Origin of the sequence: Yoonia sp. I 8.24 (assembly GCF_022096995.1) — a bacterium.
GTDB lineage: Bacteria > Pseudomonadota > Alphaproteobacteria > Rhodobacterales > Rhodobacteraceae > Yoonia.
On sequence record NZ_JACXGQ010000005.1, the window covers coordinates 191,049 to 216,976 of the forward strand.

At 54.0% G+C, this 25,928-nt stretch carries 24 protein-coding genes; 13 read left to right on the forward strand and 11 right to left on the reverse strand.

From position 1 onward, the window contains the following. Positions 1 to 5 precede the first annotated feature (5 nt). The 5 genes from Yoon_RS11720 to Yoon_RS11740 form a co-directional block, all read right to left on the reverse strand. Positions 6 to 296: an HU family DNA-binding protein gene (locus Yoon_RS11720; protein WP_113778325.1), complete on the reverse strand. Its 291-nt coding sequence runs from the start codon at positions 294 to 296 to the stop codon at positions 6 to 8. Between the two features lie 132 nt (positions 297 to 428). Then, a complete protein-coding gene (locus tag Yoon_RS11725; RefSeq protein ID WP_238112419.1) occupies positions 429 to 1,910 on the reverse strand; it encodes an AMP nucleosidase in 1,482 nt (493 codons plus the stop codon). Beyond that, entirely contained in the window at positions 1,907 to 3,706 is a 1,800-nt protein-coding gene (gene ade / locus Yoon_RS11730; protein WP_238112421.1) for an adenine deaminase, read from the reverse strand. Before ade ends, Yoon_RS11725 begins: the two co-directional genes overlap by 4 nt. A gap of 115 nt (positions 3,707 to 3,821) precedes the next feature. Further along, positions 3,822 to 4,238: a cytochrome c family protein gene (locus Yoon_RS11735; RefSeq protein ID WP_238112422.1), complete on the reverse strand. Its 417-nt coding sequence runs from the start codon at positions 4,236 to 4,238 to the stop codon at positions 3,822 to 3,824. 171 nt (positions 4,239 to 4,409) lie between these two features. After that, on the reverse strand, positions 4,410 to 4,571 hold the full coding sequence (locus Yoon_RS11740; protein WP_181820928.1) for a hypothetical protein: 162 nt from the start codon (positions 4,569 to 4,571) through the stop codon (positions 4,410 to 4,412). Positions 4,572 to 4,667: 96 nt separating this feature from the next. Between Yoon_RS11740 and Yoon_RS11745 the strand changes: the two genes are divergently transcribed. Then, positions 4,668 to 5,525 (forward strand): LysR substrate-binding domain-containing protein, encoded by an 858-nt coding sequence (locus tag Yoon_RS11745; RefSeq protein ID WP_238112424.1) that lies wholly within the window; start codon positions 4,668 to 4,670, stop codon positions 5,523 to 5,525. Here Yoon_RS11745 and Yoon_RS11750 read toward each other — a convergent pair. Further along, positions 5,522 to 6,070: an ActR/PrrA/RegA family redox response regulator transcription factor gene (locus tag Yoon_RS11750; protein ID WP_238112426.1), complete on the reverse strand. Its 549-nt coding sequence runs from the start codon at positions 6,068 to 6,070 to the stop codon at positions 5,522 to 5,524. The genes Yoon_RS11745 and Yoon_RS11750 overlap by 4 nt on opposite strands. A gap of 54 nt (positions 6,071 to 6,124) precedes the next feature. Next, positions 6,125 to 6,718, reverse strand: coding sequence for an SCO family protein (locus Yoon_RS11755; protein WP_238112427.1), 594 nt, complete (start codon positions 6,716 to 6,718; stop codon positions 6,125 to 6,127). Between the two features lie 83 nt (positions 6,719 to 6,801). Between Yoon_RS11755 and regB the strand changes: the two genes are divergently transcribed. From regB to trxA, 8 genes are all read left to right on the forward strand, one after another. Further along, positions 6,802 to 8,172 (forward strand): sensor histidine kinase RegB, encoded by a 1,371-nt coding sequence (regB, locus tag Yoon_RS11760; RefSeq protein ID WP_238112428.1) that lies wholly within the window; start codon positions 6,802 to 6,804, stop codon positions 8,170 to 8,172. Positions 8,173 to 8,359: 187 nt separating this feature from the next. After that, positions 8,360 to 9,844 carry a PAS-domain containing protein gene (locus tag Yoon_RS11765; protein WP_238112429.1) on the forward strand — a complete coding sequence of 495 codons (1,485 nt, stop codon included), beginning with the start codon at positions 8,360 to 8,362 and terminating at the stop codon, positions 9,842 to 9,844. 41 nt (positions 9,845 to 9,885) lie between these two features. Further along, a complete protein-coding gene (gene tsaE, locus Yoon_RS11770) occupies positions 9,886 to 10,335 on the forward strand; it encodes a tRNA (adenosine(37)-N6)-threonylcarbamoyltransferase complex ATPase subunit type 1 TsaE (protein ID WP_238112430.1) in 450 nt (149 codons plus the stop codon). Further along, the gene (locus Yoon_RS11775) at positions 10,332 to 11,303 is read left to right on the forward strand and encodes an aminoglycoside phosphotransferase family protein (RefSeq protein WP_238112431.1); all 972 of its coding nucleotides are present in this window, start codon (positions 10,332 to 10,334) and stop codon (positions 11,301 to 11,303) included. Before tsaE ends, Yoon_RS11775 begins: the two co-directional genes overlap by 4 nt. Beyond that, the gene (locus Yoon_RS11780; protein WP_238112432.1) at positions 11,300 to 11,971 is read left to right on the forward strand and encodes a nucleotidyltransferase family protein; all 672 of its coding nucleotides are present in this window, start codon (positions 11,300 to 11,302) and stop codon (positions 11,969 to 11,971) included. The genes Yoon_RS11775 and Yoon_RS11780 overlap by 4 nt, the downstream gene beginning before the upstream one ends. Beyond that, positions 11,964 to 14,888, forward strand: a complete 2,925-nt coding sequence (addB, locus tag Yoon_RS11785) for a double-strand break repair protein AddB (RefSeq protein ID WP_238112433.1) — start codon at positions 11,964 to 11,966, stop codon at positions 14,886 to 14,888. Before Yoon_RS11780 ends, addB begins: the two co-directional genes overlap by 8 nt. Further along, entirely contained in the window at positions 14,885 to 18,232 is a 3,348-nt protein-coding gene (gene addA / locus Yoon_RS11790) for a double-strand break repair helicase AddA (protein WP_238112434.1), read from the forward strand. The genes addB and addA overlap by 4 nt, the downstream gene beginning before the upstream one ends. 59 nt (positions 18,233 to 18,291) lie before the next feature. Continuing rightward, positions 18,292 to 18,612: a thioredoxin gene (trxA, locus tag Yoon_RS11795; protein WP_238112435.1), complete on the forward strand. Its 321-nt coding sequence runs from the start codon at positions 18,292 to 18,294 to the stop codon at positions 18,610 to 18,612. Positions 18,613 to 18,663: 51 nt separating this feature from the next. Here the strand turns inward: trxA and Yoon_RS11800 are convergent, their stop codons facing one another. Continuing rightward, entirely contained in the window at positions 18,664 to 19,572 is a 909-nt protein-coding gene (locus Yoon_RS11800) for a capsular biosynthesis protein (RefSeq protein ID WP_238112436.1), read from the reverse strand. 100 nt (positions 19,573 to 19,672) lie between these two features. Between Yoon_RS11800 and hslV the strand changes: the two genes are divergently transcribed. Continuing rightward, entirely contained in the window at positions 19,673 to 20,227 is a 555-nt protein-coding gene (gene hslV / locus Yoon_RS11805; RefSeq protein ID WP_238112437.1) for an ATP-dependent protease subunit HslV, read from the forward strand. Here the strand turns inward: hslV and Yoon_RS11810 are convergent. Then, a complete protein-coding gene (locus Yoon_RS11810; RefSeq protein WP_238112438.1) occupies positions 20,224 to 20,589 on the reverse strand; it encodes a DM13 domain-containing protein in 366 nt (121 codons plus the stop codon). The genes hslV and Yoon_RS11810 overlap by 4 nt on opposite strands. Positions 20,590 to 20,751: 162 nt before the next feature. Here Yoon_RS11810 and Yoon_RS11815 point away from each other — a divergent pair, with 162 nt between their 5' ends. Genes Yoon_RS11815 through Yoon_RS11825 form a run of 3 tightly spaced genes read left to right on the forward strand, consistent with a single transcriptional unit; the run spans position 20,752 to position 24,431 of the window. Further along, positions 20,752 to 21,819, forward strand: coding sequence for a hypothetical protein (locus tag Yoon_RS11815; RefSeq protein WP_238112439.1), 1,068 nt, complete (start codon positions 20,752 to 20,754; stop codon positions 21,817 to 21,819). Between the two features lie 8 nt (positions 21,820 to 21,827). Then, positions 21,828 to 23,135 carry an ATP-dependent protease ATPase subunit HslU gene (gene hslU / locus Yoon_RS11820; RefSeq protein ID WP_238112440.1) on the forward strand — a complete coding sequence of 436 codons (1,308 nt, stop codon included), beginning with the start codon at positions 21,828 to 21,830 and terminating at the stop codon, positions 23,133 to 23,135. A gap of 60 nt (positions 23,136 to 23,195) precedes the next feature. Continuing rightward, complete coding sequence (locus Yoon_RS11825; protein WP_238112442.1) at positions 23,196 to 24,431, forward strand: MFS transporter; 1,236 nt, start codon at positions 23,196 to 23,198, stop codon at positions 24,429 to 24,431. On the opposite strand, the gene Yoon_RS11830 is transcribed toward Yoon_RS11825, so the two are convergent. Both Yoon_RS11830 and Yoon_RS11835 read right to left on the reverse strand, forming a co-directional pair. Next, on the reverse strand, positions 24,414 to 25,001 hold the full coding sequence (locus Yoon_RS11830; RefSeq protein WP_238112443.1) for a Smr/MutS family protein: 588 nt from the start codon (positions 24,999 to 25,001) through the stop codon (positions 24,414 to 24,416). The genes Yoon_RS11825 and Yoon_RS11830 overlap by 18 nt on opposite strands. After that, positions 25,001 to 25,921, reverse strand: coding sequence for a murein transglycosylase A (locus tag Yoon_RS11835; RefSeq protein ID WP_238112444.1), 921 nt, complete (start codon positions 25,919 to 25,921; stop codon positions 25,001 to 25,003). Before Yoon_RS11835 ends, Yoon_RS11830 begins: the two co-directional genes overlap by 1 nt. Between the last annotated feature and the right edge of the window lie 7 nt (positions 25,922 to 25,928).

A 25,928-nucleotide genomic window follows, 5' to 3' on the forward strand; every position in this document is an offset into this window, starting at 1 on the left:
ATGATTTAGCCGTTCACGCTGTCTTTCAGCGCTTTGGCGATTGTCATTTTGACAACCTTGTCGGCTTCTTTTTTGATCTGTTCGCCTGTGGCAGGGTTGCGGACCATACGCTCTGGGCGCTCACGGCAATAAATTTTGCCGACACCAGGAAGCGTCACAGCACCGCCGCCGGAAACTTCTTTGGTGATGATGCCTGTCACGGCGTCCAATGCAGCGCCTGCTGCTTTTTTATCTGTGCCAAGTTCTTCAGCTAGTGCAGCAACAAGTTGCGCCTTCGTTAGTGGTTTAGTCGCCATTTTCTGGTCTCCCTTAATTGCCCGCCCTATGGGGCCTCTACCCGCGCATTTAACGGTATGTTGTGGCACACCACAACGATTAGTGTGCACTTTCAAGTTAAAATAGCGACTTTTCGCCCGTTTTTTACGACTTTATAGGAATGCGGTCTCTTCAAAGCTGCGTAATTTGCGGCTGTGGATACGTTCCAGCGGCATTTCACGCAACCGTTCCATCGCCCGAATACCGATCATCAGGTGCGCCGCGACCTGTGTTTTGTAGAATCCAGAAGCCATTCCGGGTAGCTTTAGCTCCCCATGCAACGGCTTATCACTGACGCATAGCAGCGTGCCATAAGGCACCCGGAACCGGAAACCATTGGCCGCAATTGTCGCGCTTTCCATATCAAGCGCGACCGCACGCGATTGCGACAACCGCTGCACCGGACCTGACTGATCGCGCAACTCCCAGTTACGATTGTCAATCGTCGCCACTGTGCCCGTCCGCATAATCCGCTTGAGCTCGTAACCTTCAAGCTTGGTCACATCGGCCACGGCAGTTTCCAGCGCAATCTGGATTTCAGCCAATGCCGGGATCGGCACCCAAACGGGTAAATCATCATCCAACACGTGATCTTCACGCAAATACGCGTGCGCCAAGACAAAATCACCAAGTCGCTGCGAATTGCGCAGCCCAGCGCAGTGCCCAACCATCAACCACGCATGTGGGCGCAACACTGCGATATGATCCGTCGCGGTTTTTGCGTTCGACGGGCCAACGCCGATATTGACCAAGGTAATCCCGCCGCCATTCGCGCGTTTGAGGTGATAGGTCGGCATCTGCGGCAGCTTTGCGGGTTCAGCGATAACCGTGTCCGCATCCGTGATTTCCACGTTTCCCGTACTCACAAAGCTGGTGTAGCCGCTGTTAGCGTCCGCCAACATTGCCCGCGCATAGTTTTCAAACTCTTCAACATAGAATTGGTAGTTGGTGAACAGCACGTGATTTTGAAAATGCTCGGCTGCGGTCGCGGTGTAATGTGACAGCCGCGCAAGTGAATAATCTACCCGCTGAGCGGTAAAGGGCGCAAGCGGCTGTGCGCCGTCAGGATAGGCGAACCCTTCGCCATTCACGATCGCATCATGCGTTGTCGACAGGTCTGGCACGTCAAAATTATCGCGCAGGTTAAAATCCAGCGACCCATCTTGGGGAACAGTTAATGTTGGATCATTTGCGACGGCAAAATGCACAGGCATCACCGTATCGGATGGGCCAATAACAACCGGTACGCCATGACTGTTCAGCAAAAGTTGGATCTGCTGTTCCAGATAGGATTCAAACAGGTCTGGCCGCGTAACAGTGGTTGCATAGGTTCCCGGTTCCGCGACATGACCAAACGACAGGCGCGTATCCTTCTTGGCGTGAGTTGTCGTGGTCAGGCGAATTTCAGGGTAATAGGCGCGCACGCGGGTTTCGGGTTGGCCGGCGTCCATGGCTTCTTGGAAACGCGCTGACAAAAACCCTGCGGCGGTATCATACAGGGACCGCAACCGCGCGACGGCGGCTTTTGCATCGGTAAACGCTTCGTGGCCGGGCACATCGGGTGTCCGGGTCTTGACCTGTTGGGTATTGTTCATAGGTCGTCCTCAAATAAATCAGTCAATTCAAATTTCTCAACGTCCACCAGCCCCAGATCAGAAATCCGCAACGAGGGGATGACAACAAGCGCCAAAAGCGAATGTTGCATATAGGCGTTGTTTAAGGTGCAGCCACATGCGTTCATGGCAGCAACCATTTCATCGGCCTTCGCCGCAACCTGAGCGGCAGGTTGATCAGACATAAGCCCCGCAATTGGCAGTTCAACCAGCGCCAGTTCTTTGCCATCTTTCCAGATGGTGACACCACCGCCGACTTCACCCAGTCGATTGGCCGCTGCTGCCATGTTGTCGCGGTCAGTGCCCACGACAATCATATGGTGGCTATCATGCGCCACAGTCGAGGCCATCGCCATATTACCCGTGTATCCAAAGCCCGAGACAAAGGCGTTCACGACTTTACCGGTACCTTGATGCCGTTCAACAAGTGCGATCTGGTAAGTGTCATCTGCGCCTTCGACCAGCCCATCAACAACGGGAAGTTCAGCGGTAAGGGCTTCGGTCGGGGCCTGGTTTTCGACGACACCGATCACCTTGACCTTAACCTTATTCTTGCCACCAGGGGCAGTGATCGCGAAATCATCGCCGCCCAACGCCTTGCCCATATTCACGGTTTGGCGCGCGTCGGTGGGCCAATCATAATGTGGGCATTCGACGGTTATCTTACCATCAATAGCAACCGTGCGACCACGTGCAATCACCCGTTCTACCGGCAGCGTTACTAAGTCAGACGTCAATATTACATCCGCCCGGCGCCCCGGCGCAATCGACCCCAATTCCCGTTCCAAGCCAAAATGCGTGGCCGTGTTGATCGTCGCCATCTGCAACGCAATCAACGGATCACAGCCGCACGCGATCGCGTGGCGTACAACGCGGTTCATATGACCATCGTTCACCAGCGTCCCAGAATGGCAATCATCGGTGCAAAGGATAAAGTTGCGCGGATCAAGACCACGTTCCGTGATCGCTGTGATCTGGCTTTCGACGTCATACCATGCGGACCCAAGCCGCATCATTGATTTCATGCCCAACCGCACCCGCGCGATTGCGTCGGCTTCGGCGGTGCCTTCGTGGTCATCAGCCGCGCCACCTGCAACATAGGCAGCAAAGGCGTTGCCTTTGTCCGGGCTGGCGTAATGGCCGCCAACGGTTTTGCCCGCATTCATTGTCGCAGCCATTTCGGCCAACATTTGCGGATCGCCATTGATCACACCAGGGAAATTCATCATTTCACCCAGACCAATAATACCGGGCCACGCCATGGCTTCGGCCACATCTTCGGCGGATATTTCGAAACCTGTTGTTTCAAGCCCCGGAGCAGAGGGGGCGCAGGATGGCATCTGCGTATAGATATTGATGGGCTGCATCAGGGCTTCGTCATGCATCATGCGCACGCCACGCAGGCCCAGCACGTTGGCAATTTCATGCGGGTCCGTGAACATCGTTGTTGTACCATGGGGTATCACCGCGGCGGCAAATTCAGCCGGGGTCAGCATCCCGCTTTCGATATGCATATGCCCATCGCAGAGACCCGGAATCAAATATCGGCCCGCCGCATCAATGATCTCTGTATCTGGCCCAATACAATGGCTGGCGTCCGGACCCACATAGGCAAAGCGCCCGCCCGCAATGGCGACTTGCCACCCGTCGAGCACTTCGCGGGACTGCACGTTAACGAGTTTACCGCCAGAAATGACAAGGTCAGCATGCGCGCGCCCTGCGGCAACAGCGACCAAACGGGGGGCCAATTCGGCCCAAGATTTGATGTGATATTCCATCCCCAATGGTTTCACCGATTTTAGCCGGTTTCAAGAGGGGATGGACCGCAAAAAGGTAAAGGGGCCGCACTGGATTCCCAATGTAGCCCCTGCAACAATCGGTGTTTAGCTGGCGTTAAAACGTCGCCAAGAATGCGTAGATGTCAGCCGCTTGCTGTGCATCGCGGACCTGATAGGCCATTTTACCGCGGGCGCGGCCGTCGCCAGTTGCTTCGCGCAGATATGCTGTTGGGTTTTGTACATAAGCAACGAATGATTCTTCATCCCATGTTGCGCCTGTCTCGCCCAGCGCAACCAGCGCATCGCCATACCGGAAGTCTTCGATCGCGCCCAATGCGCGGCCATCTATCCCGTAAAGGTTTGGACCCGTGCGCGCATTGCGACCAGCAAGCACTTCGCCAGCATCGTCACGCACAACGTGGCAAGCAACGCATTGACGGTTAAATTGCTGTTCGCCAGCTGCTGCATCACCTTCGGCAAGCACAGGAGAAGCAAGTGCGGCCAAGGTCGCGGCGAGTGTAATAGTTTTCATGATCGTTGTCCTTTTTCGATCTGATCAATGACTGTTTGCCCCAGTCGCATAAAATATAGTGTACTGGGCAGTCTAAACCAACCTTAAAGGCAATTATTCTATGCTGCGATGCATCAAAACATCGCAGCTTTGCCGCCATCGTGTGTAGCATGGCGGCAAAGCTTGGTTTCGTCACGATTTGCTTGATCTTTGTGCATGCGCGCGCAATTGGGCCTCTTTGCGTTCGATTTCATAGGTTTTGCGCGGACGTCCATCGTGAACCCAATTGTCTGGCGCATCCCAGCGGGCATTGCGTGTTGCGGTCAGGAAGCTGTTGGAAAGTATTGATAGCATGACTATTCCTTTCTGAATGTTGATGATGAACAAATAAAAGGATTGCAGTGTTTATGCGACTCTGTAAGATTTTCATTATGTTAGTTGAGCTTTCATATGAACTGGCGTGATGTCCCTTCGCTTTCGGCGCTGCGTGCCTTTGATGCGGCTGCCCGCGCGGGGTCTTTTTCGCAAGCCGCCCGTGAACTAAACGTCACCCACGCCGCTATCGCCCAACACGTGCGTTCTGTCGAATCCGACCTTGGGGCATCATTGCTCGTACGTCAGGGGCGCGGAGTGGTGCTAACGGATGCGGGTGCGCGTTTGGCTGATGCGCTTTCGGATGGGTTCGGGCAAATTATTGCAGGTGTAAAATCCGTGCGCGCCGATGTGGACGCCCGACCGCTGTCGATCACCGCAACCCATAACTTTGCAGAAAGCTGGCTGATGCCAAGAATCGGGAAATTTTGGGCCAAGTACCCTGAAATCGCTCTGTCCATTGTTCCAAGCAACAAGCTTGTAGATCTGCGCAAAGACGGGTTTGATGTTGGCATCAGATACGGTGATGGAAACTGGCCGGGGCTTGAAACGACGCATCTGCTTGCCGCCGACTATACGGTTGTTGCGGCGCCGGGCATTGTCAAAACCGATCAAATCGCACAATCCGGCGCAACATGGTTTTTCGAAGACGCTCATCAGGAATCGCAACGCTGGGTCCGCGAGGCTGGGTTAATCGGGCCCTCACAAAAATCTGTCACCGTTTCCACATTGGGCATGGCCCTATCTGCCGTACGGGCAGGCGGCGGCATAACCATCGCAGCCAGCGCATTGGTAAGCGATGATATCAAGGATGGGCGGCTTGTCGCGTTAAGCCAAACCCAACCTGAACGAATTGGGTATTACATCATTCATCCGCCCGGCGTTCTATCGGACAGAGTTAAGACATTTAAGAAATGGCTGTTGAAAGCGCTTTAGCGCGGGCTGCGTTTTGCCAAAATCCGTTGCAGCGTCCGGCGGTGCATCGAAAGCCTGCGCGCCGTCTCAGACACATTGCGATCACACAGTTCATACACCCGTTGAATATGTTCCCAACGCACGCGGTCCGCGCTCATTGGGTTTTCTGGTGGTGGAGGAAGGGCCGCATCACCTGCCAATAATGCATTTGTCACATCATTAGCGTCCGCAGGTTTCGCCAAATAGTCAGTCGCGCCAATTTTTACAGCCGCCACCGCAGTTGCAATCGCACCATATCCAGTCAGAACGACAATCCGACTTTCGGGACGCTTTGCACGCAGCAGTTCAACCACATCCAACCCGTTCCCATCTTCTAGCCGCAAATCAACAACGGCATAGGCTGGCGGGCGCACATTTGCGATTGCCTTGCCAGCCGCCACAGATTCAGCCGTTTCAACAGCAAATCCGCGTTTTTCCATCGCCTTGGCCAGTCGCCGCAAGAACGCTTCGTCATCATCAACAAGAAGAAGGCTCTTATCGTCGCCCAGATCCAATGGCTCGGTCATTATGGTGCGTTCCTCGCTAGTGTCCGCCTAAGTGTAGGTTTATAGCACCCTTCGTCAACCTGTGATCATGCACGCGGCGACCTGAGCAACGTGCTCTGCGCTGTCGTCGCGTCCGAATATGGCTGCAACACCGGATTCCGGAAGCGCCAAATAGGTCGAAGTCGAATGGGTGATCAGATAGTAATCCGGGTCTCCGTCCTCTTTTTGATAAAATGTGCGATAGGCTTGCGATACAGCTGCGACCTGTGTGTCCGTTCCCGTGAGCCCGATCATTTTAGGATGAAAATTATCGGCATAGTCACGCACCACATCCACGCTATCGCGATCTGGGTCGATTGAGATGAACACTGGTGTCGCGCTTAGCCCTTGGTCAGCCAAAATATCAATTGCCGCTGCGTTGCGCGCATTGTCGAGCGGGCAAACATCGGGGCAGAACGTATAGCCGAAATAGATCAATGTAGGCTCAACGATCACATCGCGATCCGTCACAATGGCCCCGGTTTCGCTACGCAAGGTAAACGGCCCGCCGGTGTCACTTCCGACCATTGCAACACAATCGGGTACTGGCACCAGCTGGGTGATCGCAAAGGTCGTGCCAAGCACGCCCACAACCGTTGTTCCTGCAAGTACTGCGATCAATTTAGACATCTACGTCCCTTTCCCTATTCACGCATTGATCCCCCAAGCGGCGCTGCTTATCAATGATCTACCTTGCCAACGGGATCACACATATGTCTGTTTCTGACTTTAGCCAGTTTCAACAGCAGCAACGTAGCAATTGGATACGGCTGCGCACGCTGACGTCCCTGCGCTGGGTCGCGACGATGGGGCAGACCGCCGCAATTCTAATGGTTAGCATGGTCTACGGTCTTCAAATCAACCTTGGTCTTGCCACCCTATTTATCGGGGTTTCTGTTGTTGCCAATCTTGTCGCGACCGTTGGATATCCCGAAAACACTCGGCTTTCTGAGCGTGGCGCGTCGCTTTGGCTGGTTTTTGATTTGGTGCAGCTTGGTCTTTTGTTGGCCATCGCAGGCGGGCTGAATAACCCTTTTGCGATGTTGATGTTGGCGCCCGTCACGATTGCCGCCACTGTTCTCCACCTGAGCACGACGGTTTTTCTTGGGCTAACGGCCATCACAATCATCACGACAATCAGCCAATTACATATGCCAATCACGATGTCTGATGGCACGGTTTTGGTGCTTCCTGGGATATTTCAATTCGGATTTTGGGCCTCGATCGTCATTGGGATCGTGTTCTTGTCGGTCTACGCGCGCCAAGTCACCACCGAAATGCATGCCATGCGCGAAGCTCTGGTCGCCACGCAACTCGCGCTCGCGCGTGAACAAAAGCTCACGGATCTTGGAGGCGTTGTGGCGGCCGCGGCGCATGAGCTCGGCACACCTCTGGCAACAATCAAACTTGTTGCGAGTGAAATGAAAGAAGACCTCGGCGATCATCCCGATCTGTTTGAGGATGCCAGCCTTATCGGCCAACAGGCCGACCGATGTCGCGACATCTTGCATTCAATGGGGCGCGCCGGAAAAGACGATTTGCACATGCGCCACGCACCGTTGGAGGCCGTTGTACGCGAAGCCGCAGAGCCACATATGGAGCGCGGTAAACATGTGCAATTTCAAATCGATACATCCCAAGATCAGCCGACCATCGCGCGGCGCCCCGAAATCATCCATGGTCTGCGCAATCTGATCCAAAACGCCGTCGATTTTGCGCAGACCGAAGTCTGCGTCGCCCTAACTTGGACAAACACCACCCTGAATGTACGCATTTCAGACGATGGTCCGGGGTTTCCTGGGTCTGTCATCGGGCGGATCGGCGACCCTTACGTGCGACAACGCCGACAATCCGAAAATGCGACGCGCCCCGGTTATAAGGGCATGGGATTAGGGTTGTTTATCGCCAAGACCCTTTTGGAACGCTCTGGCGCTCGGCTTGCATTTGCGAACAGCCGCAGGGCTGGCTTGGGTGAAAGCGGAGCCGTCATTGACGTTACTTGGACGCGCGATGCACTGCCAAATAGCGGCGACCGCGCAAGCACACCCTTGGGTGAAAACCAACAAAACAGCGCTGGTACATAAGTCCGGGATCACGCTTAACCTCGCATTAACCTCAATTAGCGATGTTCATCCTCAGTTTTAATGGGGACGTCGTCAGATGGTCGTTAGCTTCTTCGTGACCACAGCTATGGGCTGTTGCTTGGTGCTCTTATGTGCCGTTACCTTCAAGTCTCGGCGTGACCTGCGGTACCTTAATCGACAACTTGAATTGTCCACGCCCCCATTCGATGACAAAGCTATATTTCTTTTTCATGATAGTGACTTAGTTGATGCGACACCCCAAGCCACGGCATTGTTTTCTGGTGGTACAGATGGCCTGTCAGACCTAGATGCGCTTGTCCAGCTGCTTGCGCCACATGTCCCCAATCTACGGCAGATCACTGAAAATCCGCCCGCCACGAAAACACGAATCGACGGGGTGACGACAGATTCGATCTGGATTGAAATCAATGAAACGGGCGGCCGCACGCGCATTGTTGTCAACGGAACCCACGGCAAACTTTGTATCGAAAAAAAAGCGACGATCGCGCAAGAAATTCAGCTATCCGAACTTGCGATGCTACGCGACCTAACCCAGCACAGCCCACAATTGGTTTGGCAAGAAACGTCCGATGGGAGACTTTTATGGGCAAATCAAACCTACCTTACATTCGCCGATAGCATGCTTTCGCCCGCCAAAGGCGCCCCAAAAACCTGGCCTAGCACGTCAATATTCCCCGGCCTGCACGAAACGCTTGGGGCGGGCACAACGGGGGCGCGTCGCCTTTCCGTAAAGTCACACGACCAATCAACCGAGCATTGGTTTGACATCACTAGCACCCCGTTTAACGCTGGTTTTTTACACTACGCAAGCGACGCAAATGGAATCGTGCGCGCCGAACGCGAGCGACAGAATTTCAAGCAAACCTTAGGGAAAACATTTGCAGAGCTTTCTTGTGGGTTAGCCGTTTTCGACAAGAACCGTCGATTGACCACGTTTAATCCGGCGATCCTTGATCTCACCGGGTTACAGTTCGAATTTCTGAGCAATCGGCCAACGCTTGACACAGTTTTAGACAGGCTACGCGAAAAACGGATGCTGCCGGAACCCAAGAATTACGCGAATTGGCGCGCAAAATTTACTGCTGTCGAGGAGGCGGCAAAAGACGGAAGCTATCGCGAAACATGGGCGCTTCCGGATGGGCAAACCTACCGGGTCTCGGGGCGTCCACATCCTGACGGGGCATTTGCGTTTATGTTCGAAGATATTAGCGCCGAAGTTTCGCTCGCCCGCAGGTTTCGTGACGACATTGAAACTGGGCAAGCTGTGTTGGACGCTATGCCGGATGCGGTTGCAGTATTTTCAGCTGCGGGAACGTTGCTGATTTCCAATCAGGCGTACACGGATTTTTGGCAAACAAATCCAGCCGTTTACCACGAACAACGGTCGCTCCAAACTGAAATGAAAGTCTGGAAAAACTACAGCACAAACACACAGATTTGGTCACGCATACGCAGTTTCATCCATCAAGCCGGTCAACGTGACGCGTGGAGCGATACAACATTTCTGGATGATGGTCGCCAATTGACCTGCCACACCAACCCAATTGCCGCTGGCAAAACGCTGGTTCGGTTTACAACAACCGCCAAGGTGAAGCCAGAAATTCAGAAACTGATGATGCGCGACCCTGCGATCCAGATTGGAAAACGCTGATTTCACCTTGCAGACGCGGTGACAAGCAATAGTGTTTCGCCATGACTACCATTGCACTTCCAACCGAAACAGAGACCGTAAAACTCGCCCAGCGCATCGCGGGCATTTTATCTCCCGGCGATACTTTATTGCTATCCGGCGAAATCGGCGCTGGAAAATCCGCTTTTTCGCGCGCGTTAATCCGTGCAAGACTTGGCCGAATGGAAGACGTGCCGTCGCCGACATTTACGCTTGTACAAACCTATGATGATCCGTCAGGTGACATCTGGCATTGCGATCTTTACCGTTTAACCCACCCAGATGAAATTTTTGAACTTGGTCTGGACGAAGCCTTTGCCACCGCAATTTGCCTCATTGAATGGCCGGATCGGTTAGGCCCAGATGCGCCAAGCACCGCCTTGCAGATGAAATTTCACGCAGGCGACACCGCGCATAGCGTTGAAATCACCACGTCCGCCGCTTGGGCCGACCGATTAGAGGGCGTGCTATGACCGGGCGCGCCGATCTCATCGACAGATTTCTAACGAATTCTGAGTGGGCCAATTGGCAGCGCCTCGCACTGGCCGGCGACGCATCAAGCCGCCGGTATGAACGGTTAAGCAATGGTCGATCTCAAGTCATCTTGATGGACGCACCGCCCGAAAACGGCGCATTAACGGAACCTTTCGCGCGTATCACGAAACTATTGCAGGATATAAATCTAAGCCCACCTGACGTATTGGCACACGATAAAACTCTTGGAATCATGATTTTATCGGATCTAGGCCCGGATGACTTCGCGGGATGGCTGAAACAACACCCAACAGAATCTTTGGGGCTTTACCGCGCCGCGACAGAAGTGTTGGTGCATTTGCAAAACACACCTGCGCCCGATGACCTTATCCATATGACACCAGAAGTCGGCGCACAAATGGTCGAAATCACCGGCGAGTTCTACGCAGCAAAGCCGACACCCGACCTCACCCAAGAAATGCAACGCGCTATGGATGTTCTTGCCCCTGTCGCCGACACGCTATCTCTGCGCGATTACCATGCGGAAAACTTAATCTGGCGGCCAGATCAGCACGGCCTCGCACGGGTGGGGTTGCTTGATTATCAAGACGCATTTATCGCACCAACAGGTTATGATTTGGCATCGCTTTTGCGCGATGTCCGGCGCGATATTGACCCTGCGCTTGCGCAAGAAATCACCGCATATTTTATGGCCAAGACCAAAGCTAGTCGCGAATTTCCGGCACAATTAGCCTGTCTTGGTGCCCAGCGAAATCTGCGCATTTTGGGCGTGTTTGCACGCCTATCAAAGGTCATGGGCAAAAAACGCTATATTGATTTAATCCCGCGCGTCTGGGCGAATTTAATGGCTGATCTGCGGCATCCCGCGCTGAAGCAGCTAGATCAAGCGGTACGCGATACGCTTCCCACGCCAGATGAGGCCACATTGATCAGGTTACGCAGATGACAACACCCATTCTTTTATTCGCGGCCGGGCTAGGCACACGTATGGGCGCGTTAACCAAGACCATGCCGAAGCCATTGGTGAAGGTCGCGGGTAAACCTTTAATTGATCACGCACTCGCGTTCACTCAGATATCGGCGGTCGGAAACAAGGTCGTGAATGTGCACTACTGTGCTGATCAAATGCACGCGCATTTGGCCGGACGAGGTATTGCAATTTCAGATGAGACTGACTTGCTACGCGACACAGGCGGCGGATTGCGCCATGCCCTGCCGTTGTTAGGTGCAAGCCCCACGTTAACCATGAACACCGACGCCGTTTGGCGCGGGCCAAACCCGATTGAAACGGTGTTGAACGCTTGGCACGATGATATGGAAGCGCTGCTTTTGGTGGTCGAAAAACGCAATGTACATGGCCATTTAGGCAAAGGCGATTTTCGGTTGGGTGCTGAAAACCGGCTGCACCGCGCCCCCGACATGATTTATACTGGGGTGCAGATGATCCGCACGGAAACGATTGATCACATTGATGATCTTTCTTTTTCGCTCAATCTCGCGTGGAATGATATTGCCACACGCGGCGGGCTTTATGGCGTAAAGTATGACGGCCAATGGTGCGACGTCGGCCAACCCTCAAGCATCCCTGTCGCCGAGGCGATGTTGCATGTTTAATCCCACCGACAGCCCCCGCATTTTCGGCAGCGCCCTTGGCGTGGATTTCGCGCAATCACTGGTCGATGGGCTGGTGACGCGAGGGCGCGATATGTCGCTGCACGACTGGGCACGCACCGAAATTTACGTCAACACCGCGCGCATGGAGAGTCGAATAAGAGGTATATTCGTCTCCGGTCCAGCACGACTCTTTCCGAAAATAAAGCTCCTATCAGAGCTTTCAGATGATCCTCGGATAGACGTCCCCAAAGCAATTTCTCCACTACGCCGAAGGTTTGAACTGCTGCAAGCCGTCGCAAAACTGATCGAACAACAGCCCGATATCGCGCCACGCGCCGCGTTTTATGACCTGTCGGATAGTCTTGCAAAGCTGATGGACGAAATGCAGGGAGAAGGCGTCAGCCCTGATACGATTGCCAATCTTGATGTCTCGGATCAATCTGGGCACTGGGCGCGGTCGCTTGCGTTTATTCAGATTATTTCAGCATATTTTGGCACCGCGCAAGACGCCCCAGACAAGGAATCCCGTCAAAGATTGGTTGTTGAAGCGCTTGCGCAAAAATGGGCTGAAACCCCGCCAACGCACCCGATTATCGTGGCCGGTTCAACTGGATCGCGTGGCGCGACCGCGCTTTTTATGCAAGCTGTCGCGGCATTGCCCCAAGGGGCGATTATCCTGCCCGGGTTTGACTTTGACCTGCCTGATCCGGTCTGGCACGCGATGGACGATGAAATCACCGCCGAAGATCACCCACAATTTCGGTTCCGGCGCTTGATGGATATGATGGAGTTTCAGCGTGAAGATGTACAAAATTGGTCAGATGTTTCACCTGTGCACCCTGAACGCAACAAGCTGATTTCATTATCTTTAAGACCCGCACCCGTCACCAGCCAATGGCTGACAGAGGGGCCGGACCTTGGCGACCTTTCGGTAGCGACCAAAGGATTAACCTTGGTCGAAGCCGCATCACCCCGTGCAGAGGCCGAGACAATCGCGCTACGTTTACGCCAAGCCGTAGAGGATGGAATCACCGCTGCGCTGATCTCGCCTGATCGGATGTTAACCAGACAGGTGACCGCAGCCTTGGATCGCTGGGATATTCGCCCCGACGACAGTGCCGGCACACCGTTGCAATTATCGCCACCGGGCCGAATGCTGCGCCATGTGGCGGATATGCTGGGCAAACCACTGACCGGTGAAATGCTGTTGGTCTTGCTCAAGCATCCTTTGTGTAACTCGACCGACACCGAACGCGGGCCGCATTTGCGCCACGCGCGCGAACTCGAACTCTATCTACGGCGCAACGGTCCACCCTTTCCTACGCCTGAAACGCTCCGTGATTGGGCGAAGCTTGGCGAAGGGCGCGACGATTGGGCCAAATGGTTGGCCGATACGGTTTTCGATTTCGCCACCCCACGCGAAGTGCCGCTGGCCGATCACCTTGCAACGCATATTGATCTGACCCAACGCCTATGCGCAGGGCCTGCGGGCGGCGAAGCCGGTGCATTATGGCAAGAGGCCGCTGGCCGCGCGGCGCGTAAAACTCGCGATGAAATTGCCCAAAACGCAGCGTACGCAGGCGAGATGCAAAGCAAGGACTACGCGGCACTCTTTGGTGCGATTCTTTCCGAAGGCACTGTACCTGAACACAACAAGAACCATAGGCAGATTCTCATCTGGGGTACGCTCGAAGCCCGCGTGCAGGGCGTTGACCTTGCAATTTTAGGCGGCATGAATGACGGGATTTGGCCAAAATCCCCAACACCCGATCCTTGGCTTAACCGTGTGATGCGCGCCAAGGCGGGGTTGCCATTGCCAGAACGATTGATCGGTCTATCAGCTCATGATTATCAACAGGCTATCGCAGCCAAAGAGGTTTGGATTACCCGTGCAAAACGGTCGTCGGATGCTGAAACCGTGCCATCGCGCTGGGTGAATAGATTAACCAACCTCTTACGCGGCTTACCGCAGCAAAACGGTGTGGTCGCTTTAGATGCGATGTTAGATCGCGGGCGCAAATGGTCCGATATGGCTGCCGCTCTTTCACGCGCAGATCACCGTAGTGAACCAGCATCGCGTCCGTCGCCTTGCCCGCCCTTAAACGCGCGACCAGATCAGCTTTCAGTGACACAGATTAAAACGCTGATCCGCGATCCTTTTGCGATTTATGCGCGCAAAGTGCTGCGCCTTAATCCGCTTGATCCGCTTGCACCCACAGCTGACGCACCGCTGCGTGGGACGATTGTGCACGAAGTCTTGGAAAAATTTATCGCGGGCGGCTTTGCACCTGATGATCGGGACGCATTGATGAATATCGCCCGTGATTGTTTCACCGCCAAATGCCCTTGGCCTACGATCCGCGCGCAATGGATCGCCCGTATGGATAAATCCGCCGACGCATTTTTAGCGGATGAGGTCACACGCCAAACACTATCTGACAACCGCGTTATCGAAAAACGGGGTGCGATTATGGTTCCCAACGTTGGGGTAAAGCTAACATGCATGGCCGACCGGATCGACATAACCCCAGACGAGCAAGCGTTGATCTATGACTACAAAACAGGCGTCGTTCCAAGCGAAAAACAGCAAGAGAATTTTGACAAACAGCTTTTGCTTGAAGCTGCGATGGTGGAACGCGGGGCCTTTACCGATATCGGAATAAAACCCGTGCAAGCGGCGACATTTATTGGGGTGAATGCAACAATGAAAACGAGCGCGGCGCCGCTAGCGAAAAACCCTCCTGATCAGGTTTGGGCAGAGTTAGAGACGCTTTTTGCGCATTGGCAGCGTATCGACCGTGGGTATACCGCCCGCATCGCCTTGTTTTCGAAAACCGACTACAGCCCATATGATCACCTGTCGCGCTTTGGCGAATGGGACACAAGTGACGATCCAAAACCACTGGTGCTGACATGATCCGCGATGCAGCCTCCCAACGCCAAGTTGATGCTGCCGATCCGCAAACATCCACATGGCTTTCTGCCAATGCTGGGTCCGGCAAAACCCGCGTGCTGACAGATCGCGTGGCGCGGTTGTTGTTGGAAAAAGTATCGCCACAAAACATCCTGTGTTTGACCTATACCAAAGCCGCCGCGGCCGAGATGCAGAACCGTTTGTTTAAACGGCTAGGTGCATGGGCAATGATGGCCGATGCGGATTTGCGCGCAGATTTGCAATCGCTTGGCGTTGACCGTCTGATTGATGACCAACAATTGCGCGAGGCCCGGACCCTGTTCGCCCGCGCGATTGAAACGCCCGGCGGTCTGAAGATTCAGACCATTCACTCATTTTGTGCCGGCGTTCTGCGACGTTTCCCGCTTGAAGCCCAAGTCAGTCCGCAATTTCGTGAAATGGAGGACCGCGCGAGCGAGATTTTACGCGCCGAGGTGATGGATGAACTGGTCACGGGTGACCACGCCCCGATTATCGACGATCTGCTGCGCTATTTTACTGGCGCGGAACTGTCATCTTTGACGGCTGAAGTGGCGCAAAAGCGAGAGGCTTTCGCGCGCGATATGCCGCGCGACGCGATTTGCGATCTGTTGGGCGTTGATCCCAGCTTATCGGCAGATCTACTCGTGTCGCAGATTTTGAACCAATCTGCGCTTAATGCGGTCCACCAGCTTGCCGCGATTTGCCGGAAAGGCAGCGCGACCGAGACCAAAGCAGCTGCGCAGCTTGATAAGGTCGCAAAAACGGCTCCGGCAGCGCTCAGCGACCTTGCGCTTTTAGAGGGTGTGTTTCTGTTTGGCAGCACCGCCAAGCAGCCGTTTGGCGCAAAGGTCGGCAAATTTCCAACCAAAGCCACACGCGACGCCCATGCAGAGCTGATGGACGATGTCGAAGCACTTATGATCAACCTCCAAGACGCACGCGAAGATCGCCTGAACCTACTTGCCCTCGAACGCACGCTTGCGATTTACCGTTTTGGCAGTGTTTTTGTGCCCGCCTACGAACAGCGGAAACTAATGATGGGTGCTTTGGATTTTGACGATCTTATTCGCAAGGCCAAAGCCCTATTAACCGACCGCGATGTCGCGCAATGGGTGCTGTTTCGTTTGGATGGCGGAATTGACCACGTGCTGGTCGACGAAGCCCAAGACACAAGCCCAACACAATGGGCCGTGATCGAACAATTGACCCAAGAATTCGCCAGTGGCGAAGGCGCGCACCCAGATCGCGCCCGGACTGTTTTTGTTGTTGGTGATAAAAAACAATCAATCTACTCGTTCCAGGGCGCAGACCCTGCAGCTTTCGATGCGATGAAATCGCATTTTCAGTGCGCACATCAGGCAGTTGAAAAGCCGTTTGAAGTCACATCGCTTGACCATTCATTCCGGTCTTCGCAAGCCATTCTATCGGTCGTTGATGCCACATTCACCGGGGACCGCACTGCCGGAATGGACGACCACCTGACCCATGTTGCGTTCAAAGAAAACATGCCCGGCCGCGTTGATCTATGGCCCGTCGTTGAAAAAGCCGCCGTTGATGATCCGCGTAACTGGTTTGATCCCGTCGATCTTCCGTCCGACACGGATCACAACGTATTGCTGGCCAACCGTGTGGCGACGCAAATCAAACGTATGATTGCGCAAGAAACTTTGCCTGATGAAATTGGCAATAGCGGCACCTATCACCGCCGTCTGATTACTGAAGGCGATTTTTTGATCCTCGTGCAGCGCCGGTCCGATCTGTTTTCCGAAATCATCCGCGCGTGTAAATCTGCTGGGCTCAAGATTGCAGGGGCTGACCGTTTGCGGGTTGGTGCCGAACTTGCCGTGAAAGATCTTGCCGCCTTGATGAACTTTCTGGCCTTACCCGAAGACGACCTGTCATTGGCTGCGGCCCTACGTTCACCTTTGTTTGATTGGTCCGAACAGGATTTGTTCACGTTGGCGCACCACCGGCCCGCGAAGTCGCTTCTATGGCAGGAGTTAAGACGTTCTAAACATACAAACACATATGCGGCTATTGACGACCTTCTAGATCAAGCGGATTTTTTGCGCCCCTATGACTTGATTGAACGCATTTTGACCCGTCATGACGGACGCCGCAAACTGCTCGCGCGGTTGGGGCCAGAGGCCGAAGACGGGATCGATGCCTTGCTGTCGCAGGCACTCGCCTATGAAAGCACCGGCGTGCCGAGCCTGACCGGGTTTTTGACGTGGATGGAAACCGACGATCTTGAGGTCAAACGCCAGATGGACAGCCAAGGCGACCAAATCAGGGTGATGACGGTGCACGGCTCCAAAGGGCTTGAAGCCCCGATTGTTATTTTGCCGGATACAGCCAAACGACGCGTCGATGTGCGTGACGAATTACTTCCAGTTGGCGACCACGTTGTTTGGAAAACCCCGGCGCAGGTCTCTGCCACTGTGATGCAAGACATCCGCGAAGATTTTGTTGCCAAACAGGTCCGCGAACGCATGCGGCTTTTGTATGTGGCAATGACACGGGCCGAAAAATGGCTGATTGTCGGTGCCGCTGGGGATGTCGGTGACGGGGATGACAGCTGGTACAATATCGTTGCCGATGGCATGGCCGCGCGTGGCGATAGCGACGTACAAATTGATGGCATGGACGTGCGCCGGGTAGCGCATTTAGACTGGGATGGCGGCGAACTGTATCTGCCTGATCCGAAGCCAATGGTTGAAATCGCTATGCCCACATTCGGCGCCATCCCCGAACCAAAGATCAGCACAACAATTTCTCCATCTGAATTTGAAGGCGCCAAAGTCATGCCCGGCGATCCAGCCAAAATGGATCATGAAGACGCGCTAGAACGCGGGACTAAAATTCACCGCTTGCTTGAATACCTGCCGCAAACCACACCAAACGCGCGCCATGCATTGGGGCTGCGCGTAGTGAACAACCAAGACGCCGATCTTGTGGACGAGGTTATCGCGCTATTGGAGCATCCAGAACTTGCGGCGCTCTGGCACCCTGACGCGCTGACAGAAATCGACATCACAGCTGATTTGCCAGGTATCGGCCGTATCCACGGCACAATTGATCGGTTGATTATCACCGACACCGAAGTCTTGGCGATTGACTATAAGTCAAATCATGTCGTTCCGAATATTCCCTCACAAACGCCACTTGGCGTCCTGCGACAAATGGCAGCTTATTTTGCGGCGTTGCGTCAAATCTATCCCGATCGCGCCATAAAAATGGGCATCCTTTGGACAGCAACCGCGCATTTTGCTGAACTGTCCGAGGAACTTCTTCACGAAACCCTGAACGGTCTTGCGATCCCTTGACCAACAGAGATTGGGTACATAGGTTCAGCTTCCAATGATATTCGCCAAGGAGCAGCCCAATGGCAACCGTAGCAGTAACCGACGCAACCTTTGATGCCGAAGTCCTTAAATCAGATATCCCCGTTGTCGTAGACTTCTGGGCAGAATGGTGTGGCCCATGTAAACAAATCGGCCCAGCGCTTGAAGAACTGTCTGCCGAATATGACGGCAAGGTCAAAATCGTCAAAGTCAACGTCGACGAAAACCCCAATTCACCCTCACAAATGGGCGTACGCGGTATTCCAGCACTGTTCATGTTTAAAGGCGGCGAAGTCGTTTCAAACAAAACAGGCGCAGCACCCAAAGCGGCCCTGCAAGGCTGGATCGACGAATCCATCTAAGCATAAAAAAATATTTAATATCGGGCGCCCATCGTGGCGCCCTTTTTCGTTTCAAACGGGCCAGCCATGCCGAAGAAGCGCTTCACGAATGATCGTTTGCGTCTCAGGGCGGCCCGCGTTGATCGCTTGTTTTTGTAAAAACCAATAGAGATAGGCAGCGTAATCAGGCGCATGCCCAGCGCGCGCGGCAAAGGCATTTGCAACGCCCATTTGATCCACATTCAACGCGATATGATGAAAATCAGTTTTGCCAAATAGGATCAGTGGCTTTTCAAGAAAATAGCCGTGAAACCCAAGGCTCGAATTTTGGGTAACGACGTAATCGCAATCCCGCAGCAGCGCATCCATTTTGTCTGTTTGCACTGAAAGCTGATCATAAGTTTCAGTCAGCTTTGTCAGCGCGTCCATTTCACTGTCGCTATAGGTTTCTGACGGGTGCAGCGTCGCGATGATTTCGCGCTTTGGTTCATGCTGCAAGGTGGCTTTGATCATGTCGATAGGACTGCAAAACTGAAACGAACGCCGGGTGGAGAGCCGCCCTTGAAGCGGCATAAACACAAACCCACCCCGCTTTGGTTCTCCCCAAAATAGTTTGCTGCGCCAACGCCGGTAAAACCTCTGCGCCCTTTGTGGATCCACCTGAGAGCCGTCAAATTCGGTGCGCGCGACGGGCCAATCCCAACGTTTGCTTTGCTTTTCAATATGCCAAAAGGGCCCAACGTAAGTTTTGCGCAGCGTTAAACCACGCGTGTCGACCGGATCATCCATTAAGAACAAGCTGCGTCCCGGTCGCGACATCGCTTGCAACCGCCCCAATTCGTCGTTGTGATCATAAGCGAGATCAAAACCCGCTGCCCTAAGAACTGCACTCATTTGGCCGATAAAGTTCTGGTTGCCGCTCTCGGCTTGCCGGCGCATCTTTGCGTTCAAATAGAATGTGACAGTGTTTTCAGCGCTCATGCTGCCAAGGCTACAAGTGCGGCACCATCTCGGCAAGACGTTGGGGTTGTTTGCCTGCGCGCTCCTCGCCATATAAGACCCAACCCGCAAGGAGACGATTATGACCCGCGAAGAATTCCCCGGTTGGCACGGCACCACAATTATTGGCGTGCGCAAGAATGGCAAAGTTGTAATCGCGGGCGACGGGCAGGTCAGCCTTGGTCAGACTGTAATTAAAGGCACCGCGCGCAAGGTGCGCCGCCTGTCTCCCGGTGGCCAAGATGTAATTGCTGGTTTTGCAGGCTCCACCGCTGATGCCTTTACCTTGCTGGAACGGCTTGAGAAGAAGCTCGAAGCGACCCCCGGACAATTGGCCCGTGCGAGCGTCGATTTGGCCAAGGATTGGCGCACCGATAAGTATCTACAGAAACTAGAGGCAATGTTGATCGTGACCGATGGCAAAGATCTGTTTGTAATTACAGGTGCGGGCGATGTTCTAGAACCAGAGCACGACATCGCGGCAATCGGATCAGGCGGAAATTTTGCCTTGGCCGCTGGACGCGCGATGATGGATACCGAACTAGACGCCGAAGAGGTCGCCCGCAAAGCGATGGCAATTGCCGCTGATATTTGTGTTTATACCAACGGCAAATTGACTGTTGAATCTATCGGTTAACCGATGGGCGCGATTGCTAAGCCAACGCTGAATTCTTCGCACCAAACCCAAACTTCGTTGTAATCTGCGGTATTGATGCCTTCTGGTGCCGTGAATTGCGACGCGCCAGCAAAGTTTTCAAGCGGCCCCATGATCGTTGCCGGGTCAAACACGCCATCCTTGCCCAGCGCGATTTTAGGATCAGGCGCGCCATCAAAGACAAAATCAGAAAGAAGGTTCACGGAACTACCCGCAATCTCGGCTGTACCCGTGACCGTATGCCCGTTGATCCCTTCCCATGTGCCCAAACGGCCATGACCACCCGCAAAAGCAGGCGCTGCGGTGGCCCCAAGTAAAACGGCGATAAAGCTACGTCTGTTCATTTAAACTCTCCCCTTCATATTTGGTTGATCGTACAGTGGGCTGGTTTTCAAACAATCACCCCCACGCGTTTGTGAAGCGTTGCAATTTACGGCAAAAGAAACACAGCGCACTTGGCGTTATCCATCACAGCGCTTAGGTAAGGGCGAGCCAGAGGAACACCAATGATCGAACGCAATGATATCCGTGCCGCCGTCGCAAGCGGGTTAATCGACGAACGACAGGCCGCTGGTTTGATTACTTTGGCCGATAGCCGACGTGGCGCGCGTGAAAATCTTGATCCCGGTGATGAACCGTTTGAGCTGTTCAAAGGTTTCAACGAAATCTTCATTGTGATCGGGATGCTGATCCTATCGGTTGGATGGATGGGTGTTGTCTCGCTTGCGCTTGGTGACAGTATCGTTGACCTTCAGGAATACGCTGCAGTTGTTGCGCTCATTGGCGCGGGGCTTTTGTGGTTGCTGTCTGAATATTTTGTGCGCAAACGGCGCATGGTTGCCCCTGCAATCGCGCTATCGGTTATGTTTGCGTCAAACGCGGCTTTTGGTTTCATCGCCGTGATGACTGAACCCTTTATGATCGCGCAGAATGATTATTCTAGCGTGCCCCTGCCGCTGTTTATCGCGACGCTTGCGCTATTTATCTACTGGTGGCGTTTCCGCGTGCCCTTTGCGATGGCAATGATTGCCGTTGGCTTGTTTATCGTGGCGATTGTCTATGCAGCCAGCCGTGGTGGGCAGGTGAATGACATCAGCGATTTCTTCCTTTTGTCCGCAGGCGGACCGTTTGCATGGATCACCTTGGTCTTGGGGCTACTGGTCTTTGCCGTCGCGATGATATTCGACATGAGCGACCCGCACCGCGTCACCCGGCGAAGCGCCAATGGGTTTTGGCTGCATGTTGTTGCAGCGCCCGCGCTGGTAAACACTGTCGCGCTTTCACTGTTGGACCGCGATACGTCGGGTGCAAACCTTGTGCTTCTTGCATTCCTTGCGCTGTTTGCAATTGTCGCCATTGTCATTGATCGACGGTCATTCTTGATTGCCGCAATTGGCTATATCGTTGCGCTGGCCGCCACAATCCTTGATGGGGACGGGGCCGCCTTGACGGTTCTGATCCTAGGAATTGTGCTGCTATTGCTTGGTGCGTTCTGGGAACGGATCCGCGCCCGTGTGCTTAAACTGATGCCCGGGTTTATCCCGCTGCATCGTCTACCTCCATCTCATGCTTAAGGACTGACATGACAGACCTGACCCCCCGCGAAATCGTATCCGAACTTGACCGGTTTATTATTGGTCAAAGCGACGCCAAGCGCGCCGTGGCTGTAGCGCTGCGCAACCGTTGGCGGCGTAAACAATTAGGCGATGATCTGCGTGACGAAGTTTACCCCAAGAATATCCTGATGATTGGGCCCACTGGTGTTGGGAAAACCGAAATTAGCCGTCGTTTAGCGAAACTCGCGCGTGCGCCGTTTATTAAGGTTGAGGCCACCAAATTCACCGAAGTTGGTTATGTCGGCCGCGATGTTGAACAGATTATCCGCGATTTGGTTGACACAGCCATCTTAGACACCCGCGAGCACATGCGCGAGGACGTCAAAGCCAAAGCCCAACAAGCCGCCGAAGACCGCGTGATTTCAGCTGTTGCTGGCACAGATGCCCGTGACGCCACGCGCGACATGTTTCGTCGGAAGCTTAAGGCAGGTGAACTTGATAACACCGTCATCGAGCTTGAACTGGCCGATACATCCAACCCGATGGGCGGCTTTGAAATCCCCGGTCAGCCCGGTGGCATGGGCGGGATGATGAACCTTGGTGAATTGTTCGGAAAAATGGGCGGTGGCCGCACCGTTAAGAAACAGATGACTGTCGCCGAAAGCTATGAAGCCCTGATCGCGGATGAGGCCGACAAACTGCTGGACGACGAAACCGTCACCAAAGCCGCTCTAGAAGCGGTTGAACAAAACGGCATCGTTTTTTTGGATGAAATCGACAAAGTTTGCGCGAAATCGGACGCCCGCGGCGGCGATGTTTCCCGTGAGGGTGTGCAGCGCGATCTGCTGCCCCTGATCGAAGGCACAACGGTTTCCACTAAACACGGGCCGATCAAGACAGACCATATTCTATTCATCGCATCCGGCGCATTCCATGTCGCCAAACCTTCGGATCTGCTGCCCGAACTTCAAGGCCGCTTGCCCATCCGCGTTGAATTGCAAGCGCTGACCGAAGGCGATTTTGTCCGCATCCTAACCGAAACAGACAACGCGCTAACGCTGCAATACACCGCGTTGATGAAGACCGAAGAGGTCACCGTGACGTTCGCTCCCGATGGGATCGCGGCGCTGGCGAAAATCGCTGCCGAAGTAAACGAATCCGTTGAAAACATTGGCGCACGTCGGCTTTACACTGTGATGGAACGGGTATTTGAGGACCTGTCTTTCAACGCGCCTGACCGCAGCGGCGATGAGATCACCGTGAATGCGGCGTTTGTCGAAGAACACCTTGGTGCACTTTCGCGTTCAACGGATGTGAGCCGCTACGTCTTGTGATTTTACGGCATCGCGCGATTGGGGCTTCCCTTTTGCGCGATGCACGATCACCAAAGGCACATGACATCATTCGCCCCCTATATCCGGTTTATCCGTGACAATGCGCCCTATCTCGCGGTTGGGGCGCTTTTGTCTTTTCTATCAAGTTTCGGGCAAACCTTTCTGATTGCGGCCTTCGCCGGAGAAATCCGCACGGAATACGGGTTATCAAACGGTGATTGGGGGCTGATCTATATGGTCGCCACGATGGTGTCGGCAGGCGTCATGATCTTTGCTGGCGGGCTCACAGACCGGTTTCGGGCGCGGTCCATCAGCGTGGTTGTTCTGGCGTGTCTGGCACTTTCATGTCTTGCGATGGCGCTAAACACCCATGTCATCGGGCTATTCATCATCATATTTTGCCTCAGGTTTTTTGGCCAAGGTATGACCAGCACAATTTCCATTGTCTCGATTTCGCGCTGGTTCATCGCAACACGTGGCCGCGCATTGGCAATTTCTACGGTAGGATTTGTCACCGCCGAGGCAATTCTTCCACTTTCAAGCGTTTGGCTTAAATCATATCTTCCATGGCGCATCATTTGGGTGGGGTTTGCGGGCTTCATTCTAGTCATGATCCCTGTGATATGGCGATTGCTGAAGCTAGAACGCACACCCCAAGCAACCACAAAAGCGGACAACTCCGCTGGGATGGACGATAAACATTGGACCCGCGCGCAAGCCCTACGTCATCCGCTATTCTGGACTTTGGCACCGACGATGGCCTTATTTCCAATGTTCGCCACGACGTTTTGGTTTCACCAAGTCCACTTTGCCGAGATTAAAGGGTGGGAACACTTGAACCTTGTCGCTGTCTTTCCATTTGGAACGTTCACCTTCATGGGGTCCACATTCTTGTTTGGTTGGGCCGTGGACAAATTTGGGGCCGGGCGGTTGCTACCCATTTACCTGCTGCCATATTCTGCGGCCTTCATCATCCACGCCTTTGCACCAACAATTGCTTGGACGGCCTTTGGCGTGATCTTGATGGGGCTTGCGGGTGGCGGGCAGGCGACATTGCCCGGATCAGTCTGGAGCACATATTTCGGCACCGCCCACATCGGATCGATCAAATCAGCGGCCGTGGCGCTGATGGTGCTGGGGTCAGCAATTGGGCCGGGGATGTCGGGGTGGTTGATCGATATAGGCGTTGGATTTGAAACGCAGTTGCTTTTCTATTCAGCAACATTCGTGATCGGGTCGGTTGCCATGATCCCAGCGCTTCGCGCGGCGACCGCTCGGCTACCGGCCACGCCGTAGATAGACGTAATAGGCGCCATGCCCGCCGTGTTTCAAATGCGCTGGCGTCACCTGCAAAATGGCATGATTTAAAGGCGGAAGCGCAAGCCATTGCGGCACTTGGTGACGCAGCACGCCTTGGCGCGTTGGAATGGGGCCGCCATCGTCGCGGTCTTTGCCTTTGCCCGTAATCACCAAAACCAAACGCCGACCAACCGCATGTGATCCCAGAATAAACGCCACCAATTCGGGGTGGGCTTCGTTCATCGTCATACCATGCAAATCGATCCGCGCCTCTGGCACCAATTTCCCGCGCCGCATTTTACCAAAGGATTTATGATCCATATGCACGGGCGCACGGTTCAACCGCTCTGTAACACTCGGCAAAATATCATGCGGGCGGTGCGCGTTTGCTTTTTGTCCGACCTTGAAGTTCGGTACAGGCGAAGGGCCTATATCACGCGGTTTGGGCTTTGGTTTGAATGGTTTGGGTTCCGCAGCCGGGGCTTTGTGATCAAGCGGCACCGCTCGTTCAGCGACCCGGTCCCAAAGTGCGCGTTCTTCGTCAGACAGATTACGGGGGCGACGCATTAGGATAGTCCCCCGATCAATTTCTGCGCTTCCATATGTGGGACTAGGGCTATCATCCGCCCCCCGTCATTGACCTGTCCGGCCAATGCACCGGCCTTTGCACCTGTGCCAAAGAATATATCTGCGCGCTGCGCACCTTTGATCGCGGATCCGGTATCTTGGGCAACCATCAACCGTTCCATACCAACGCGTTCAATCCACACTGGGGACCCAAGCGGCGTAATATTGGGATCGACGGCAATGGACCTGCCTGCTGTAATTGACTTTCCCATTGCACCTATTGGGCCTTGATCAGCAGGCACTTGGGTAATTTCACGGAAAAACACGTAGCTTTCATTTTCCCACAAAAGCGCAGTCCCCGCCGTACCGTTTTCGCGCACCCACGTCCGAATGGTTTCTGGGTTCACATTTGATACGCCTCGGGCAATTAGTATCTTACCGATAGAGATATAATCCCGCCCGTTTTTGCCAGCGAAGCCGACGCGCATCATCGACCCATCCGGCAAACAAATCCGCCCAGATCCCTGCACTTGCAAAAAGAACAGATCAACAGGGTCGGATAGCCAAGCGATCTCTAATCCTTGGCCCGCAAGCGGCGCGTCAGCATCGATTTGGCCCCGTGAATATGCGTTAGGATCCTTTGGCAAGGCATACACCGGTATTTGGAACTGTTCCGTTTTCTCGCGAGAACCGATCAGCTCAGGCTCAAAATACCCGGTGAAAACCATATCTGCACCATCTTCAATCAAAACGGGCTGAAAATGTTCTTCAAAGAAAACTCGTGCCGAGGGAGCGGAAACCGCAATTACCGTCCACTCGGCATTGCTATGCAGAAAAACATCAAGGGCGGCCTGATGATCATCAGCCGCCCATCCGTTCAAATCCTCAAACGATTTTTCCGTATATGTCAGTCCGGCCATCGCCTGC